Annotated in this window: 17 protein-coding genes and 3 tRNA genes; 1 reads left to right on the top strand and 19 read right to left on the bottom strand. The window is 41.7% G+C overall.

What is annotated here, in order from left to right:
• Positions 1–164: 164 nt before the first annotated feature.
• The 16 genes from CU635_RS20175 to CU635_RS20100 form a co-directional block, all read right to left on the bottom strand.
• Positions 165–240, bottom strand: a tRNA-Asp gene (locus CU635_RS20175).
• A gap of 76 nt (positions 241–316) precedes the next feature.
• Positions 317–388 (bottom strand) — tRNA-Glu (locus CU635_RS20170).
• A gap of 8 nt (positions 389–396) precedes the next feature.
• Positions 397–472: transfer RNA gene (locus tag CU635_RS20165), tRNA-Lys, on the bottom strand.
• A gap of 166 nt (positions 473–638) precedes the next feature.
• Positions 639–1,931 (bottom strand): adenylosuccinate synthase, encoded by a 1,293-nt coding sequence (locus CU635_RS20160; RefSeq protein WP_101579169.1) that lies wholly within the window; start codon positions 1,929–1,931, stop codon positions 639–641.
• A 186-nt stretch (positions 1,932–2,117) separates the two neighbouring features.
• The gene (gene dnaB / locus CU635_RS20155; protein ID WP_101579168.1) at positions 2,118–3,482 is read right to left on the bottom strand and encodes a replicative DNA helicase; all 1,365 of its coding nucleotides are present in this window, start codon (positions 3,480–3,482) and stop codon (positions 2,118–2,120) included.
• A gap of 136 nt (positions 3,483–3,618) precedes the next feature.
• The gene (gene rplI, locus CU635_RS20150; protein ID WP_101579167.1) at positions 3,619–4,068 is read right to left on the bottom strand and encodes a 50S ribosomal protein L9; all 450 of its coding nucleotides are present in this window, start codon (positions 4,066–4,068) and stop codon (positions 3,619–3,621) included.
• Positions 4,065–6,038: a DHH family phosphoesterase gene (locus CU635_RS20145; protein WP_101579166.1), complete on the bottom strand. Its 1,974-nt coding sequence runs from the start codon at positions 6,036–6,038 to the stop codon at positions 4,065–4,067. The genes rplI and CU635_RS20145 overlap by 4 nt, the downstream gene beginning before the upstream one ends.
• Positions 6,039–6,076: 38 nt before the next feature.
• The gene (locus CU635_RS20140) at positions 6,077–7,012 is read right to left on the bottom strand and encodes a YybS family protein (RefSeq protein WP_101579165.1); all 936 of its coding nucleotides are present in this window, start codon (positions 7,010–7,012) and stop codon (positions 6,077–6,079) included.
• A 193-nt stretch (positions 7,013–7,205) separates the two neighbouring features.
• Entirely contained in the window at positions 7,206–7,451 is a 246-nt protein-coding gene (locus CU635_RS20135; protein WP_101579164.1) for a hypothetical protein, read from the bottom strand.
• A 109-nt stretch (positions 7,452–7,560) separates the two neighbouring features.
• Positions 7,561–7,803 (bottom strand): 30S ribosomal protein S18, encoded by a 243-nt coding sequence (rpsR, locus tag CU635_RS20130; RefSeq protein ID WP_101658852.1) that lies wholly within the window; start codon positions 7,801–7,803, stop codon positions 7,561–7,563.
• Positions 7,804–7,851: 48 nt separating this feature from the next.
• Positions 7,852–8,355, bottom strand: a complete 504-nt coding sequence (ssb, locus tag CU635_RS20125; RefSeq protein ID WP_101579162.1) for a single-stranded DNA-binding protein — start codon at positions 8,353–8,355, stop codon at positions 7,852–7,854.
• Between the two features lie 70 nt (positions 8,356–8,425).
• Positions 8,426–8,716: a 30S ribosomal protein S6 gene (rpsF, locus tag CU635_RS20120; RefSeq protein WP_101579161.1), complete on the bottom strand. Its 291-nt coding sequence runs from the start codon at positions 8,714–8,716 to the stop codon at positions 8,426–8,428.
• 213 nt (positions 8,717–8,929) lie between these two features.
• On the bottom strand, positions 8,930–10,030 hold the full coding sequence (ychF, locus tag CU635_RS20115) for a redox-regulated ATPase YchF (protein ID WP_101579160.1): 1,101 nt from the start codon (positions 10,028–10,030) through the stop codon (positions 8,930–8,932).
• Positions 10,031–10,214: 184 nt separating this feature from the next.
• Complete coding sequence (locus tag CU635_RS20110; RefSeq protein ID WP_101579159.1) at positions 10,215–12,218, bottom strand: molybdopterin-dependent oxidoreductase; 2,004 nt, start codon at positions 12,216–12,218, stop codon at positions 10,215–10,217.
• 70 nt (positions 12,219–12,288) lie between these two features.
• On the bottom strand, positions 12,289–12,486 hold the full coding sequence (locus CU635_RS20105; protein ID WP_101579158.1) for a DUF951 domain-containing protein: 198 nt from the start codon (positions 12,484–12,486) through the stop codon (positions 12,289–12,291).
• A gap of 10 nt (positions 12,487–12,496) precedes the next feature.
• Entirely contained in the window at positions 12,497–13,384 is an 888-nt protein-coding gene (locus tag CU635_RS20100) for a mechanosensitive ion channel family protein (RefSeq protein WP_101579157.1), read from the bottom strand.
• 293 nt (positions 13,385–13,677) lie between these two features.
• On the opposite strand from CU635_RS20100, the gene yyaC reads away from it, so the two are divergent.
• Positions 13,678–14,301 carry a spore protease YyaC gene (gene yyaC, locus CU635_RS20095; protein ID WP_101579156.1) on the top strand — a complete coding sequence of 208 codons (624 nt, stop codon included), beginning with the start codon at positions 13,678–13,680 and terminating at the stop codon, positions 14,299–14,301.
• Positions 14,302–14,318: 17 nt separating this feature from the next.
• On the opposite strand, the gene CU635_RS20090 is transcribed toward yyaC, so the two are convergent.
• The 3 genes from CU635_RS20090 to CU635_RS20080 all read right to left on the bottom strand — a co-directional run bounded on the left by CU635_RS20090 (position 14,319) and on the right by CU635_RS20080 (position 16,793).
• On the bottom strand, positions 14,319–15,035 hold the full coding sequence (locus CU635_RS20090; RefSeq protein ID WP_101579155.1) for a DUF554 domain-containing protein: 717 nt from the start codon (positions 15,033–15,035) through the stop codon (positions 14,319–14,321).
• 146 nt (positions 15,036–15,181) lie between these two features.
• Entirely contained in the window at positions 15,182–16,039 is an 858-nt protein-coding gene (locus tag CU635_RS20085; RefSeq protein WP_101579154.1) for a ParB/RepB/Spo0J family partition protein, read from the bottom strand.
• On the bottom strand, positions 16,032–16,793 hold the full coding sequence (locus tag CU635_RS20080; RefSeq protein WP_101579184.1) for a ParA family protein: 762 nt from the start codon (positions 16,791–16,793) through the stop codon (positions 16,032–16,034). The genes CU635_RS20085 and CU635_RS20080 overlap by 8 nt, the downstream gene beginning before the upstream one ends.
• Between the last annotated feature and the right edge of the window lie 275 nt (positions 16,794–17,068).

Below are 17,068 nucleotides of genomic sequence, written 5' to 3'. Positions count from 1 at the left end.
GATCTTTCTCGCAGATTGCCACAGAAGCTTTTCATTGATGTGAGCAATCTGCTCTACCGACTGAGCTACTGAGCCAAATTGTAAGTTGTTCCTAAATTTCGAAATGCTGTTTGACCCTTTGCTAAAAAAGATCTCACAGCTGAGTTGCTGAGCTTAATTATGTATGGCGGTCCCGACCGGGATCGAACCGGCGATCTCCTGCGTGACAGGCAGGCATGTTAACCGCTACACCACGGGACCGGATAATCTAAGAGTCTCAGGGTTCAATTTGTTTATTTTGAAAATTGTTAGCCTTAGAGATTGTTGTATTTCAAAATGACCCGTACGGGATTCGAACCCGTGTTACCGCCGTGAAAGGGCGGTGTCTTAACCGCTTGACCAACGGGCCATAATATATGGTGAGCCATGAAGGACTCGAACCTTCGACCCTCTGATTAAAAGTCAGATGCTCTACCGACTGAGCTAATGGCTCGTGTTAAAATAACACTTCATGTTTTTAACGACGTTTCTAATATTACCATAGGAATATTTGAATGTACATATTTTTTTTACCCTATCAAACAGCATGAAAACAATTCCTTTTTTGTTTGAATATAAAAACAGGAAGACCCTGAAAATACAGGCTTCCTGTTTTTTGATTAATGTTGGCGCCATGGGCTGAGGACAACGTTTGTTTGAGAACGGTCCGGTCCTACTGAAAAGATTGAAAGCGGTATTCCTGTCAACTGAGAAACACGTTCGAGGTAATGACGCGCATTTACCGGCAGATCGTCTAAAGATTTGCAGCCAGTAATGTCTTCCGTCCAACCAGGAAGTTCTTCGTAAACAGGCTCACATTTTGCCAACACCTTCAAGCTTGCCGGGAATTCCTCAATCGTTTCTCCTTTATACTTGTAGGCAACGCAAATTTTTAAAGTTTCGATACCTGTCAGAACATCAATTGAATTTAAAGAAAGGTCGGTGATCCCACTGACACGGCGGGCATGGCGAACAACAACACTGTCAAACCAGCCGACACGGCGGGGACGCCCAGTCGTTGTTCCATATTCACGGCCTACTTCGCGAATTTGATGGCCAATTTCATTATTTAATTCGGTCGGGAAAGGACCATCGCCTACACGTGTAGTATATGCCTTTGAAACACCAACGACGTGCTTGATTTTCGTCGGTCCTACACCAGAACCGATTGTTACTCCGCCTGCAACCGGGTTTGAAGAGGTAACGAAAGGATATGTGCCCTGGTCGATATCAAGCATCACTCCCTGAGCCCCTTCAAATAGCACCCTTCTTCCTTCATCAAGTGCATCATTAAGGACAACAGAAGTGTCACGTACATAATGCTTGATTTGCTGTCCGTATTCATAATATTCATCCAATATTTCTTCGATCTTAAACCCTTCCGTGTCATAAATACGTTCCAATAGACGATTCTTTTCTTCAAGATTGCGGGCAAGCTTTTCTTCAAACACTTCCCGATCAAGCAAATCAGCAATCCGGATACCAATCCGGGCAGCCTTATCCATATACGCTGGGCCGATTCCCTTTTTCGTGGTGCCAATTTTATTTGCGCCTTTGCTGTCCTCTTCAACCTCATCTAATTTTAAGTGGTATGGCAAAATAACATGTGCGCGATTACTGATCCGCAGATTATCTGTAACAATGCCTCTTTCATGTAAGTAGGCCAATTCCTTTACAAGTGCTTTCGGGTCGACGACCATTCCGTTGCCGATCACGCAAATTTTCTCTTTATAAAAAATTCCTGATGGGATTAAGTGCAGCTTGTATGTTACACCATCAAAGCGAATCGTATGTCCAGCGTTGTTACCACCCTGATATCGAGCAATTACTTCAGCATTTTCAGAAAGAAAGTCGGTAATCTTTCCTTTTCCTTCATCTCCCCACTGTGTACCTACCACAACAACCGAAGACATTAAAGCACCTCCAAAAAATCATTTTTTAATTTTTTTCCGATTTTAACATCCTAAGTTTATCAACTCTTTCATGGAAAAGTCAATAAAACACGAACATTTTATATTAAAATATTAATATATGTTCGTAAAAATACAAAACTATAAAAAAGGACCAGATAGTTAAACCCATCTGATCCTTATCAATCATTATGCTCCAGGTGGCATTGCTGATCCATCGTAACGCCTTTCCAGGTTTACGAACTTATTATATTCTTTTACAAAGGCAAGCTGAACGGTTCCAGTCGGGCCGTTACGCTGTTTCGCAATGATAATTTCGATAATGTTTTTGTCCTCTGATTCTTTATCATAGTAATCATCACGGTACAAAAACGCGACAATATCGGCATCCTGCTCGATACTTCCCGATTCACGGATATCCGACATCATTGGCCGCTTATCCTGGCGCTGTTCCACGCCACGGGAAAGCTGGGAAAGGGCGATCACAGGAACCTGCAGTTCACGGGCGAGGGCCTTTAAAGAACGCGAGATTTCCGAAACTTCCTGCTGTCGGTTTTCTCCAGAACGGCCGCTCCCTAAAATGAGCTGAAGGTAATCGATCAAAATCATTCCTAAGCCATGTTCCTGTTTTAAACGGCGGCATTTTGAACGAATATCGGTTATCCTGACTCCCGGTGTATCATCGATAAAGATGCCGGCATTTGACAGACTGCCCATCGCCATCGTCAACTTTCCCCAATCCTCATCAGTCAAGGAGCCGGTCCGCAGCCTTTGTGCATCAATGTTTCCTTCTGCACACAGCATACGCATGACAAGCTGCTCCGCACCCATTTCCAAACTGAAGATCGCGATGTTCTCTCCCGTTTTAGTTGCCACGTTTTGGGCAATATTTAAAGCAAACGCTGTCTTACCGACAGAAGGCCGCGCACCGACAATAATTAAGTCATTTCGCTGAAAACCCGCAGTCATTTTATCAAGCTCAGCAAAGCCGGTTGCAATTCCGGTAACATCACCAACGCGATTATGCATCGTTTCGATATTATCATAGGTTCGCACTAATACATCTTTAATATTATGAAAAGCACCAGCGTTTTTCCGCTGTGCGACTTCAAGAATACTTTTTTCCGCTTCCCCAAGGAGGACTTCAACCTCGTCTTCACGCGTAAACCCGTCCTGGGCAATCGATGTTGCAGTGCGGATTAAACGGCGCAGTAAAGATTTCTCCTCTACGATTTTTGCATAATACTCAATATTGGCTGCTGTAGGTACAGACCCTGCCAGTTCACTTAAGTAACTGACTCCGCCTGTGTCTTCCAATAGTTTGGCTGCTGCTAATTCTTCTGTTACGGTGATTAAATCAACCGCTTTCCCCTCATCATTTAACTTTAGCATGACATTAAAAATCTTTTGATGAGCTGCCCGGTAATAATCCTCTGGAATTAATATCTCCGATGCAAGCGTTAATGATGACGGTTCCAGAAAGATTGCGCCAAGAACGGCTTGTTCGGCTTCGAGATTTTGCGGGGGAAGCCGATCTGCAAATAAATCACTCATAATTACAAACCTCCCTTTTTCCAGAGGAATGATTTTTCAAAAAAACCCCAGAAAAAATGTGACCAGCTCAACCGATCACATTAAATGTTTAACTCTTTCATTTTATCATGATTGTTCGGGAATGGAACTGCCAATTTTAGTTTGCTTCTTTCACATGAACATTTAAAGAAGCAGTCACCTCGGTATGAAGCTTCACTGGTACCTTTGTGTAACCCAATGAACGGATCGCATCATCTAATTCAATTTTTCGTTTATCGATCTTAATGTTTTCTTTCTTTTGGAGCTCTTCGGCAATTTGTTTGCTTGTGATTGAACCAAAAAGGCGACCGCCTTCCCCTGCTTTTGCAGATAATTCAACCGTAACCTTCTCAAGCTTTTCTTTTAGTCTTTTTGCTTCTTCAAATTCTTCTGCCGCCTGTTTTTCTTCTTTTTTCTTTTGAGCATTTAAGGAGCTTACATTGGCGTTATTCGCTTCTATGGCTAGGCCCTGCTTAATTAAAAAATTATGGGCGTAGCCATCTGCCACATTTTTGACTTCACCTTTTTTTCCCTTTCCTTTTACATCTTTTAAAAAGATCACTTTCATTTTTTCGTTCTCCCTTCTAAATACTCATCTATCGCTGCTTTTAATCGTTCTTCAGCCTCGTTTATTGTTATATTCGCCAGTTGGGTAGCCGCATTGGTTAAATGTCCCCCACCATCAAGCATTTCCATGATGATCTGGACATTCACATCTCCCAGCGAACGTGCACTAATCCCAATCATATCTTGTGATCGCTTCGAAATGACAAACGATGCTCCCACACCGTCCATCGTCAACAGGGTGTCGGCTGCCTGGGCGATGAGCACCTGGTCATGTATAGCATCTTCATTGCCCCGGGCTATCGCTATTCCGTCATGATAAAAGTCAACCGTTTCTATCAGCTTTGCCCTTCTTACATAAGTATTGATATCTTCCTTCAAAAACTTTTGGACCAAAACAGTATCGGCGCCTTGTCCGCGCAAATAGGAAGCGGCATCAAATGTTCTTGCGCCCGTCCTTAACGTGAAGCTTTTAGTATCAACGATGATTCCTGCCAGAAGGGCTGTTGCTTCGAGCATATCAATTTTTCCACGTTTAGGCTGATATTCGAGCATCTCAGTAACAAGCTCTGCTGTTGACGAAGCATATGGCTCCATGTAAACGAGAAGCGGATTTTCCACAAACTCCTCACCGCGGCGATGATGATCGATAACAACAACCTTATCAATTCGTTTCACAAGCCTTTCATCAATGACAAAAGAAGGCTTATGAGTATCAACAATGACTAACAGTGTATCATCCGTTGCCATTTCAAGAGCTTGATCTGGAGTTATGATACTATCCCTTAGCGCTTCATGATTTTTAATTTCCTCCATAAGCCGCCTGACACCTGTATCAAGTTCTGCACTATCGACAACGATATAACCCTTCCGCTGGTTCATATTCGCGACTTTCTGAATACCGATCGCCGAACCAATCGCGTCCATATCAGGGCTCTTATGGCCCATCACAATCACTTTATCACTTTCAGTAACCAATTCCTTTAAGGCGTGGGAAATCACGCGTGCCCTGACTCTCGTTCTTTTTTCAACTGGATTTGTTTTACCGCCAAAAAACTTAACTTTCCCGTTTGTCTGTTTAATCGCAACTTGATCACCGCCCCGTCCAAGCGCCAAATCCAGGCTTGACTGGGCAAGCGAGCCAAGCTCAGGCAGTGAAGATACTCCTGTTCCAACGCCGATACTTAAGGTGAGCGCTACATTCTGCTTGGAAGTAGCTTCCCGAACCTCATCCAGGACTCCAAATTTCCCTTTTTCCAAAGAGTGGAGAATGCTTTCATTAAAAATGGCAATAAACCGTTCCGAGGAAACTCTTTTTAGAAAAACGCCATTCTCATTTGCCCACTTATTGAGGATTGAGGTAACGAGACTGTTAAGGTTGCTGCGGGTTTGATCATCCATCCCCTGTGTCAGCTCATCATAGTTGTCTAAAAAGATAATGGCAATTACGGTACGTTCATCATGGTACATTTTTTCTATTTCTGTTTGTTCTGTCACATCAAAAAAGTACAGAAGGCGTTCTTCCCGTTTATGAATAACCCTGAATTTACGGTCATGAATTGTGATAATTTCGGTTTCTATTTCCTGCTTAATAATCGGAATCAGCGAATCGGCGGCATCATACAGTGACCTTCCAACGAGTGTATCCTCATGAAAACAAGAGGCAAGAAATGGATTGGTCCACTCAATGATATAGTCATCATTAATGAGCATAATTCCAATCGGCATCTCCATCAGTGCTTCTTCCCCGACCTTTTTGACCCGGTAGGATAAAGTGGAGATGTAATCCTCGGTCTCTTTACGCTGCTTATAATCAAGCATGATCAGTAAATAAAAAGGAAAGGCAACAAGAGCCAACCCAATAACGCTTAAAATCCAATTATAATAAGCTAGAACCCCTAGAATCACCACTGTTACGCCCATTAATCCATAAATCAGATACCGTATGGATCTTTTTTCCAAGTGAGAAGGCATTTTTTCAACTCCTATAACAGTAGTGAAATGTCAGTCATCTACTTTATTAAACGCTGTCTTAAATTAAAGCCTATGTCAATTATACCTAATATCCTTACAATATAAAGAACAAAAGGGAACAGGCAAGCAAGTATTGTTACAAAAATCGGAATCGCTTTTGAATAGCCCTTTACGTAGCTTATAAAAAAAACAAATGAAATTCCCTGTAATATCATAAAAAACTGCAGAATATACACCAGGTTCGCAAGTGCCCAGTACCAGTATGTCCCTTCTTCAGGCCTAATCAGCAATGATGCAATTAAAGCAAATAAATAGTACCAAAGCAAGCTTTTCGGCAGCACAAGTTCTCGTAAAGGCTTCCATTTGGGTGGTGTCAGTCCCAGCCTCTGGACTATAGGCATCGAGATTAAATGGATTAAAAATACACTTAAAAACGAAAAAAGCACAAAAAGGCTTGGCATTAAGGTTTCAATCATGTCAATTCCCGATTCAAAGCGTTCAATAACGCGACCATCCGGCTCCTGGCCGAACGATGTAAGCATCTTAATCGACATGTCGACCGATTGACGCAGAATTGTCATTAGCTCTTCAATAAAGTTTATCTGAAACAGGATGACTGCAACGACATACTGCACGATCAAATTAAGAAGGAAAACGAACGAGGCTGCGATAAAAATGACAACTCTGCTCTTTTGCTTTTTAATTAAATATCCGGTTATTAACCCAGTCAATCCAAAGCCCAAGGTTAACGAAATACCAAAAAACGACCCAACAATGAAAGAAAGCAGTATCGACGCAACCAGGAATACAGCCGAGCTTTTCAATTCATGTTTAGCTGAAAACAATATAAACGGTAATGGTAAAAAGTAATTTATGACAGTGCCGATGACCGGCACATAGAGCGTTATCAGCAATAAGACTGTATAAATGGCCAGAAAAACGGCCCCTTGCGTCAAATTATATACATTTTTCATAATTCACCTCTGATTTATTTCCCCATAAAGTCTATTTTAGCTACTATTAAGAGCACGTTCAACCAAACTGATTTCAAAGAATAAGAAAATGTAAAAAAATGCCCTTGTCAGAGACATCCCTCGTATTAAAAGAGAGCATAAAAGAGTGAAAGAGTCACTCTCCTTATGCTCTCTTTTTGATAATGGCTTAATGCTAGCTATTGGTAACTTCAAAAAGATGGCTTTCAACAAAGAAAACAACCTTTTTCTGAAGTTCCGGATCGATCATGTTTGAAGCATATTGCTTTTCGGCTTTAGATACGTAATCACAAATTTGTCTATTCTTGGTGGCTTTTTTGAGTGTTAACTCCCCGTTGAGGAGTTCAATTGCAGCAGCCTGGATGTCTTCTCTATCGGTTAAATAATAAAGAAGACCCGCTATGTAACTTGTTTTATCCATCTAGGTTCCTCCTTTTATTACTCAATAAAAGAATTCCATATAGATGGGAAAATTCCTGCTTTTTTTATAAAAAAAGACAACAGAATATTTCCTGCTGTCTTTTCGTGCATTATTCGCCTGAAACGTATGGCAATAAAGCCATTGTGCGAGCGCGTTTAATAGCAACTGTCAATTTACGTTGGTATTTAGCATTTGTACCTGTTACACGACGAGGTAAAATTTTACCGCGTTCTGAGATGAATTTCTTAAGAAGATCTACATCTTTGTAATCGATATGAGTGATTCCGTTTGCTGTAAAGTAGCAAACTTTACGGCGTTTTGCACGTCCGCCTCTGCGTCCTCCACCTGCCATTTTCATTTCCCTCCTTTATTTCGTTTTTTACCGGTCATTATATGAGTGTTAGAATGGAAGATCATCATCCGAGATGTCAATTTGCCCATTGTTGGCAAATGGATCTTCATCGACACGTGTATAACCTTGGTTGTTATTGTTCTGGCGTTGATTCTGATTATTGTTTCCACCAAATGGGGAGCCTTGTTCCCGCGGGTTATTGTATCCACCCTCGCCTTTGTCACCTGAAGCCCCTCTTGGTTCAAGAAATTGAACACTTTCAGCCAATACTTCAGTTACATAAACACGCTTTCCATCCTGTCCCTCATAGTTGCGGGTTTGAACTCTGCCATCAACTCCAGCAAGACTGCCTTTTTTCAAGAAATTTGCTACATTCTCAGCCGGTTTGCGCCAAACAACACAATTGATGAAGTCTGCTTCCCGTTCGCCCTGCTGATTCGTAAAATTACGGTTAACAGCAAGCGTAAAGGTTGCCACAGGTACTCCATTTGGTGTGTATCGTAATTCGGGATCCTTTGTTAACCGACCCACAAGAATGACACGATTCATCATCAGAATCAACTCCCCTCATCCAGAGAATGTTTCACGTGAAACATTTTACAAACTGGAAATTTTTGTATTCTTATTTATCTTCTTCTTTAACAATCATATGACGAATGATATCTTCACTGATTCTAGCTAAACGAGCGAACTCATCAACCGCAGCTGCTTCAGCGTTGACTTTCAGAATCTGGTAGTAGCCATCACGCAAATCATTGATTTCGTAAGCAAGACGGCGTTTACCCCAATCCTTTGTTTCAACTACCTCTGCACCATTGTCAGCTAGAATGCCATTAAAACGCTCAATTAGCGCTTTTTTAGCCTCATCTTCAATGTTTGGACGGATGATGTACATAATTTCGTACTTTCTCATCACTTTCACCTCCTTTTGGTCTACACGGCCCAAATGGGCAAGGAGCAACTATACATTACTCACAAGTTCAAATTATAGCATAGTCATAGCCTAAAGGCAATGATCTGTCAAATAATCTTAAAGCCTTTATATTTGTTTATATTTATGAGCTTAAGCGAAAACCCAGTGAATGAAAATAGCCCTGCAGCAAGTACAGGGTTATTTGTGCAACTATTAAACGTTAAAACGGAAATGGATAATATCGCCGTCTTTAACTTCGTAGTCTTTTCCTTCTAGACGGACTTTTCCTGCTTCTTTTGCAGCTGTCATACTGCCGGCCTCAATAAGGTCATCGTAAGAGACTATTTCGGCACGGATAAATCCTCTTTCAAAATCCGAGTGGATAACTCCGGCACATTGGGGTGCTTTCATTCCTTTTCGGAACGTCCAGGCACGAACTTCCTGTACACCTGCTGTAAAGTAAGTGGCTAAACCCAACAAGTTATATGCTGCGCGGATTAACTGATCCAAACCAGATTCTTCAATGCCCAGCTCCTGCAAAAACATCGCCTTTTCTTCGCCTTCAAGCTCGGCAATTTCAGATTCAATTTTCGCACAGACAACGATAACCTCCGCATTATCCTCTGCAGCGAATTGTTTCACCTTCTGGACATATTCATTCGAGGATGGGTCTGCCACATCATCTTCATCAACATTTGCCACATAAAGAACGGGCTTAATCGTCAGTAGGTGGAGCCCTTTGACAACTTTCATTTGTTCTTCTGTAAACTCAACTGTGCGCGCTGGTTTCTCTTGTTCGAAAGCTTCTTTCAGTTTTTCAAGAATTTCAAGCTCATACACAGCATCTTTATCTTTTTGCTTGGCCATCTTTCCAACGCGGCCAATCCGCTTTTCAACGGACTCCAGGTCAGCTAATATCAGTTCTAAATTTATCGTTTCAATATCATCAATTGGGTCTATTTTGCCGGACACATGGGTAATATTATCATCCGCAAAACAGCGGACAACCTGGCAAATTGCATCAACTTCACGAATATGAGAAAGAAATTTATTTCCTAATCCCTCTCCTTTGCTGGCACCTTTCACAATGCCCGCGATATCAGTAAATTCGAAGGTGGTTGGTACTGTTTTCTTTGGGACAACCAGCTCTGTTAATTTATTTAAGCGATGATCGGGAACTTCGACTACCCCGACATTCGGATCAATCGTACAGAAAGGATAATTTGCCGCCTCTGCTCCTGCCTGCGTAATTGCGTTAAACAAAGTAGATTTACCAACATTAGGCAAGCCTACAATACCTGCTGTTAAAGCCATCCAGGTTCACTCCTCAAACAATAGTTTTATCTATTCAAATCCGTTTCCGGGTACTAACCAAGCCTCTCACAATTATAGATAGTACCAGATAAAAACACAAGCCCGATAAGCGGGCCTGTTGCTTTTACGAAAACAAGCACCCTCGCTTTTAACCGCAAGGGTGCTTGTTATTATGGCTATAGCTTTACACCTTTTCCACATTGACAAGGCAGTCATAAACCGTACTGCCAAGCCCATTATCCGATACATCACTTGATGTAAGCAGATTGACGGCACCGCCATATTTCCGGCCGGTTCCTTCATCGATATTGATTGTACCAGGATGGGCCTGCTTCATGATCGAGACATACCCGTTTAACTCCCCACGCTCATTCCAGACTCTGACAAAATCATTATCTGCAAGTTTCCTTTTTTTAGCAATATCTGGTGAAACCTCTACTTTAATGCGCTCTGGACCATTCAATAAATGATAGTGCTGCGAATGGTTGGAACGAAGCGGATGAATCGACAGTAAAGTGAACGGGTATTTTTCAGCTAACTCTGGCTGGCTCCATCTTGATTCATGCGGCAAGGAAAGGGAGAGCTCTCCTTGCCTGCCTTTTTTAATCGCTGCAGCAGAAAGGAATTCATATTTTCCGCTTGGCGTTTTAAAAATGCGCTCTCTCCAGGGTACTGTATCCACAGGCAGCTCCGCAAAAGAATCCTGTTTAATTTTTTCTAGAGTAACACCCTCTCCAGATAAGGATTCCAAACCAAGTTCCAGCCATTCTGATCTCGTATGAGCGAATTCAGCACCAAAACCAAGGCGGTTAGCCAGCTCTGTCCAAATCCATAAATCCGATTTAGCTTCCCCTGGAGCATCAACGAGCTTCGGGCCGTAATTTGCGTAATGATGGTACATAGAAGAATAGTAGATATCCTCCTCCTCAAAAGCTGTCGTTGTCGGTAGAACATAATCAGCTAGTTCAGCTGTATCAGTCATAAACTGGTCAATTACAACCAAAGTCTCTACCGATGTAAACGCTTGTCTGACCCGGTTTGTGTCAGGCACCTGTGTCAGCGGATTTCCGCATGTTACGATAATCATTTTTATTTCCGGATCCTTCGCAGCCAAAATAGATTCAGCTTGTTTCATCATCAAAAATTGCCGGGATGCCGTTTTTTTGTGAGCTGAACTTAAGGCTTGAACATTAAAGCTCTGTCCCACCTGCCGGTTCGCATAATTTGCGCCGCCGCCTTGAATGCCGACGTTTCCGCTGACTGCCACAAGTGCATCAAGGAGACGGATCGTATTGCCGCCATTGGCATAACGCTGCATGCCCAGTCCAAAAAAACTTGAGGTCGGGCCTTCACTGTATAGAACAGCCAGCTCAGTTATCGTCATGACAGGAACGCCAGTTAACTCGCTCACTTCATCAATGCTTATCGTCTCTAAAACTTCTTCCAAATGTTTAAACCCGATCGTATGGTTTTTGATAAAGTGCCTGTCTTCGATTCCCAATCTCAGCATTTCTTTCATGATTCCGGCGGCGAGAATGCCATCCATTCCGGGCTGAATAGAAATGTATTGATGAGCGATTTTCGCCGTGGCGTTATAAATCGGATCAATGACGATCAGCTTCGCACCATTCCGTTTTGCGTTTTGCAGATTCTCAAAAAAGTGCATATTGGTTCGGGCGACATTCCGTCCCCAAATAACAATCTGTTTGCTGTTGATTAAATCTTCCGGTCCATGGCTATAAGCATCACCAAAGTCCCATGATTGGCCCTCAATCCCCGATCCCCAACAAATAGAGCCAGTGATTTCAGTAACCCCGCCGTAGTTGTTAAAAAAACGGCTGTCGAGATTTTTCAGCAACCCGCCATTCGCATAATCATGGCTATGAAGGACAGAGGTGGTTCCGAAGCTTTCTTTTAAATATTGAAGCTTGGCTGCAATCTCATTAAGCGCCTGATCCCAGGAAATTCGCTCGAACTGCCCATTTATTTTTTTGAGCGGATACAAAAGACGTTCACTAGAGTTCGTCCTTGCTTCGAGCATTCTTCCGCGGCCGCAAATTTTACCTTTGGTAATTGGGTGGTTTGGATTGCCATCGATTTTTTTCACTTTTCCTGCATCCACTGTTACATGAAAGCCGCAGTTATCCCAGCAATTTAACGGACAGGCTGATTGAACAATTTCCGCCAATTCTCTCTCATCTCCCAGACATTTATTCTTTTTACAGGATAATCTATTCTTACAAAAAAAGAAGCATGAACTACTCTTCATGCTTGCTCAAAATTTTTTTCATTTTCCGTGAAAATTCGCGGCGCGGTATGAGTACACTATGTCCGCACCCTTCACATTTAATCCGGATATCCATGCCGAGTCTAATAATTTTCCAGCGGTTCGTTCCGCAAGGATGAGGCTTTTTCATTTCTACCACATCATTTAGGCCAAACTCCTTGAGCTCCATAAATATCCCCCTATTCTTTTCCTAACTGCTTTCGCTTATTTAGCTCTTCTTCGTGTCGGGAATACATAACAAGACGAGGATACGGCACATCCATCCCGTGTTCATCGAGACAAATTTTTATATCCTTTCTCAGCATCCTCGCCACACCAAAATGCCGCATCGGCAAAGTTTCAGCGACAACTCTTAACACGACTTCTGAAGCGTTTAGTGTATGCACTCCTAACAGTTCCGGCGGGTTGACGAGATCTTCATACTTCGCGGGCAAAGTTTCGAGCAGATCTGAAATGATTTTTTCAGCCCGTTCGATATCCCCTTCATACGCAATTGATACATCGACAATGGCTATGCTGTTATGGAGCGAAAAATTAGTCACTTCAGTAATGCTTCCATTCGGCAAAATATGGAGTTCACCTGTCCAGTTTTTGATTTTCGTCGTTCTCAGGCCGATTTCTTCAACCGTTCCCTCAAATTGGCCAACTCTCACATGGTCGCCCACCGAAAACTGGTCTTCAAAAATAATAAAGAATCCGGTTATAACGTCGCGAACAAGATTCTGTGCACCAAAACCAATGGCTAAACCGGCAATTCCTGCTCCGGCCAATATACCCGTTACGTTAATCGTCAAAGTCGATAAAATCATGATAAAAGCAATGAAATATACTACGTATGAAAGAATATTTTCAAGCAGTTTCATTAAAGTCGCTTCCCGGCGCTCGGATATTCTCAGTGGAGATCGGGTGCGTACTTTGAAAATATTTCGTATCGCCAATCTACCAATTCGGATGACAACTCCTGTTAATAAAATGATCGCAAGAATTTTTAAAAAGCCTTGCCCCATCAATATCCAAAATTCATCACTTAAGATTTTCTCTAAAAATTCATTAAGTTCTTTCTTCATAAAACACCTGCTTATCATAAAATCACTGATTCTTAACACCGTTCCTGTAACGCAAATAATATCGATACTATGGTTGGCAATTGAGTCTTGATTTATTTTAACAAGATTCTTGGGAACTTTGTAGTTTCAGCCATTATCTGAGTCAAAAACGCTTTCTGCATAGGTATTTTTCATTATCTATAAATTTTTTCTATGCCCTTTTACCCTGTTTATCGATTTCTCATTACAGGTATGTATACGTAACATACTTTTTCCGTATACTGTTACTACTTACCCGAGAAGGAGTGGAACGAATGAATCTAAGATCCAATATGTTTGAGAAAAGAGGAGGCACAGCGAGAATTCTTCATGATGAACAGCTGGCAGCCATGAAGCTTGCAAATGAGGTTTCAGCACTGATGCCTGCATTAAAAAGCCGCCCAATTGTTCTAGTCTGTATAGGTACAGATCGTTCTACTGGTGATTCATTAGGTCCACTTGTCGGTACCTTGCTTGAAGAAAAAAACATTGCTCCTTTTCATGTGTACGGAACTTTGGAAGATCCGATCCATGCTGTAAATTTAGAAGAAAAATTACGCGAAATTGAAGAAAAGCACTTCCACCCTTTTATTATTGGCGTTGATGCGTGTCTAGGCCGGTTGAAAAGTGTTGGTATCATCCAGATCGGTGACGGACCCGTTAAACCGGGGGCAGGCGTTAACAAAGAGCTTCCCCCAGTCGGAGATATTCATATTACTGGAATCGTGAACGTTAGCGGATTTATGGAGTTTTTTGTGTTGCAAAATACTCGTCTTAATTTGGTATTGAAAATGGCAAAAACGATCGCTGAAGGAATTTATGCGGCCAGCCTATCATTTGATCGCAAGCAGGCGTGGCACCAATTAAATTTGAAAGTGGAACAAGAGCATACTCTGTAATATTCGAGAGCTGCTCTTTACAGGAATCGCTCATATCCGTACAGGATAGTGACAAGAATTCCTGTAATAAGGATACCCGGAAGCAGGTTTGCGACGCGTATTTTTGTGATACCAGTGAGATTCAGACCGATTGCAAAAATCATGATTCCCCCGGTAGCAGTCATCTCAAGGATAAAACTGTCCATTAATGCCTCCGGAACAAAACGATTAATTTGCGTTGCGAACAACGCAATCATTCCTTCATAGATCATGACAGGAAAAGCGGAAAATAATACTCCCATTCCTAATGTAGTTGTTAAAATGAGCGCAGTAAACCCGTCGATAATTGATTTTGTATATAAGACATCATGGTCACCACGGATGCCGCTGTCCAATGCTCCAATAATTGCCATTGCACCGATTACAAAAATGAGTGTAGCCGTTACAAACCCTTGGGAAATACTGCCGCCATTCGCATCTGAACCGACCTTTTTTTCCAGCCATCCTCCAAGTGAATTCAATTTTGCTTCCAAATCTATCAATTCTCCGATTACTGCCCCGAGTACGAGACTTAAAATAACAACAAGAAAATTGGCACTTTTAAAGCCCATTTGCAGGCCCAGTACAATAACTGCAAGTCCAATCCCGTGCATAACCGTTGCTTTTATTCTCTCGGGAATGCGGTGAAGCAGCTTTCCTAATAAAGATCCAATTATAATTAACAAGCCATTGACGAGTGTCCCCAATAAAAACATTTAACTCACCTTTGTCATTTATTTCGTTTTGCGAAAAGCCGAATAATATTAAACTATCATGATGAAGTTGCTTTTCCCAGTCTTTTTTTCTATAGATTTTTGACAATCTATGAATCTCAAAAAAAAATAAACCATCAATCGATGGCTTATAATGTTGAATCCCCGTCATCCAATAACTCAAGAATTCTTTCTAAATCTTCTTTCGAAAAAAATTCTATCTCAATTTTACCTTTGTTTTTTGACTGTTTAATATTGACAGTGGTTCCAAAGCGATCCCGGAGAAAAGATTCGCGGTCGCGAATAAAAATATCTTTTTCAACTTTAGGCTTTTTTGTTTCACGTGAAACATGTTCATTCAGTTGTTGAATAAGTTGTTCAAGCTGGCGGACATTCAAATTTTCTTTGATTGTCTTTTCTACAACGGCAAGCAGTTTTTCTTTATGGCGCAATCCCAATAAAGCACGGCCATGTCCCATCGATATTTTTCCGTCCGAAATCAGTTCTTGTATTTTGGGTGGAAGTGACAACAGGCGCACGTGGTTGGCTATATGCGGCCGGCTTTTGCCAAGCCGTTTCGCCAGTTCTTCCTGGGTCAGTCCAAGCTTCTTCATCAGCATTTGATAAGCTGCCGCTTCTTCAATGGGCGATAAATCCTCCCGTTGAAGATTTTCGAGGACAGCCAGTTCCATCATTTGCTGTTCAGTTAAGTCGCGGACAACAACCGGGATTTTCTCAAGCTTTGCTTCTTTTGCTGCTCGAAAACGCCTCTCTCCAACAACAATTTCATAGCCTTTTATTGTTTTCCTGACGATAATTGGCTGCAGGATCCCGTGTTCAAGAATCGACTGTTTCAACTCGTCGATTGCTTCTTGTTGAAATATTTTTCTTGGCTGATATGGGTTCGGGCGAATTTCTGTAAGATTAATTTCCTGCACGATCTCTTCATTGTCTGCTTCGATGTTAGCAAAAAACGCATTTAATCCTTTACCAAGACCTTTAGCCATTTGCAGCCACTTCCTTTGCCAAATCTAAATACACTTCAGCTCCACGTGATTTAGGATCATAGATGATGATTGGCTCTCCATGGCTGGGAGCCTCACTAAGGCGGACGTTTCTTGGAATAATGGTTTTATAAACTTTGTCCTGGAAATATTTTTTCACTTCTTCAATTACTTGAATACCCAAATTGGTACGGGCATCAAGCATCGTTAACAAGACACCTTCGATTTTCAGATCATGGTTAAGATGTTTCTGGACAAGACGAACTGTGTTTAAGAGCTGGCTTAGTCCTTCCAACGCGTAATATTCACACTGAACCGGGATTAATACGGAATCAGATGCTGTTAAAGCATTAATGGTCAATAATCCAAGCGATGGAGGGCAATCAATAATAATATAATCAAAATTGCCTTTCACTTCTTCGAGAGCACGCTTTAAGCGGACTTCTCTCGAAATAGTCGGAACGAGCTCAATTTCAGCCCCTGCCAGCTGGATTGTAGCAGGAATTGCATATAAATTTTCAACTGAAGTTGGTTTAATCGCTTTGATTGCTTCTACATCGTCTACTAAAACATCATAAATACATTGTTCGACATCTGCTTTTTCAATTCCGATCCCGCTTGTTGCATTTCCTTGAGGATCGATGTCAACCAAAAGTACTTTTTTTCCTATGTATGCTAAGCAGGCGCCTAGATTAACAGAAGTAGTCGTTTTGCCGACTCCCCCTTTTTGATTCGCGATCGCAATGATTTTGCCCACGATGTCACCTACCTTTACTTCCAATAATTAAAACTTCACTATCAAAAAATAAATCTCCTTATATGACAGCAAGCGAAAAAAGGGTTTCGTTCCCTTTTATGATCAGAACAAAAAGCCCATGAATATCGTATATTTGCAATCATGTATTCTATTTTATCATGAAAAAGTGACGAGCATAGTTTTTTTCGCAAAATTGTACGAGCAGAAAATTGGTAGAGTAGAAAACAGGAATTAGATATTGTCTTCTTGTCCTCGGGTTTCAGGGTGTTCCACCT

Origin of the sequence: Bacillus canaveralius (assembly GCF_002860125.1) — a bacterium.
GTDB classification, from domain to species: Bacteria; Bacillota; Bacilli; order Bacillales; family Cytobacillaceae; genus Bacillus_BJ; species Bacillus_BJ canaveralius.
This window is presented reverse-complemented; position numbering and strand designations above follow the sequence as displayed.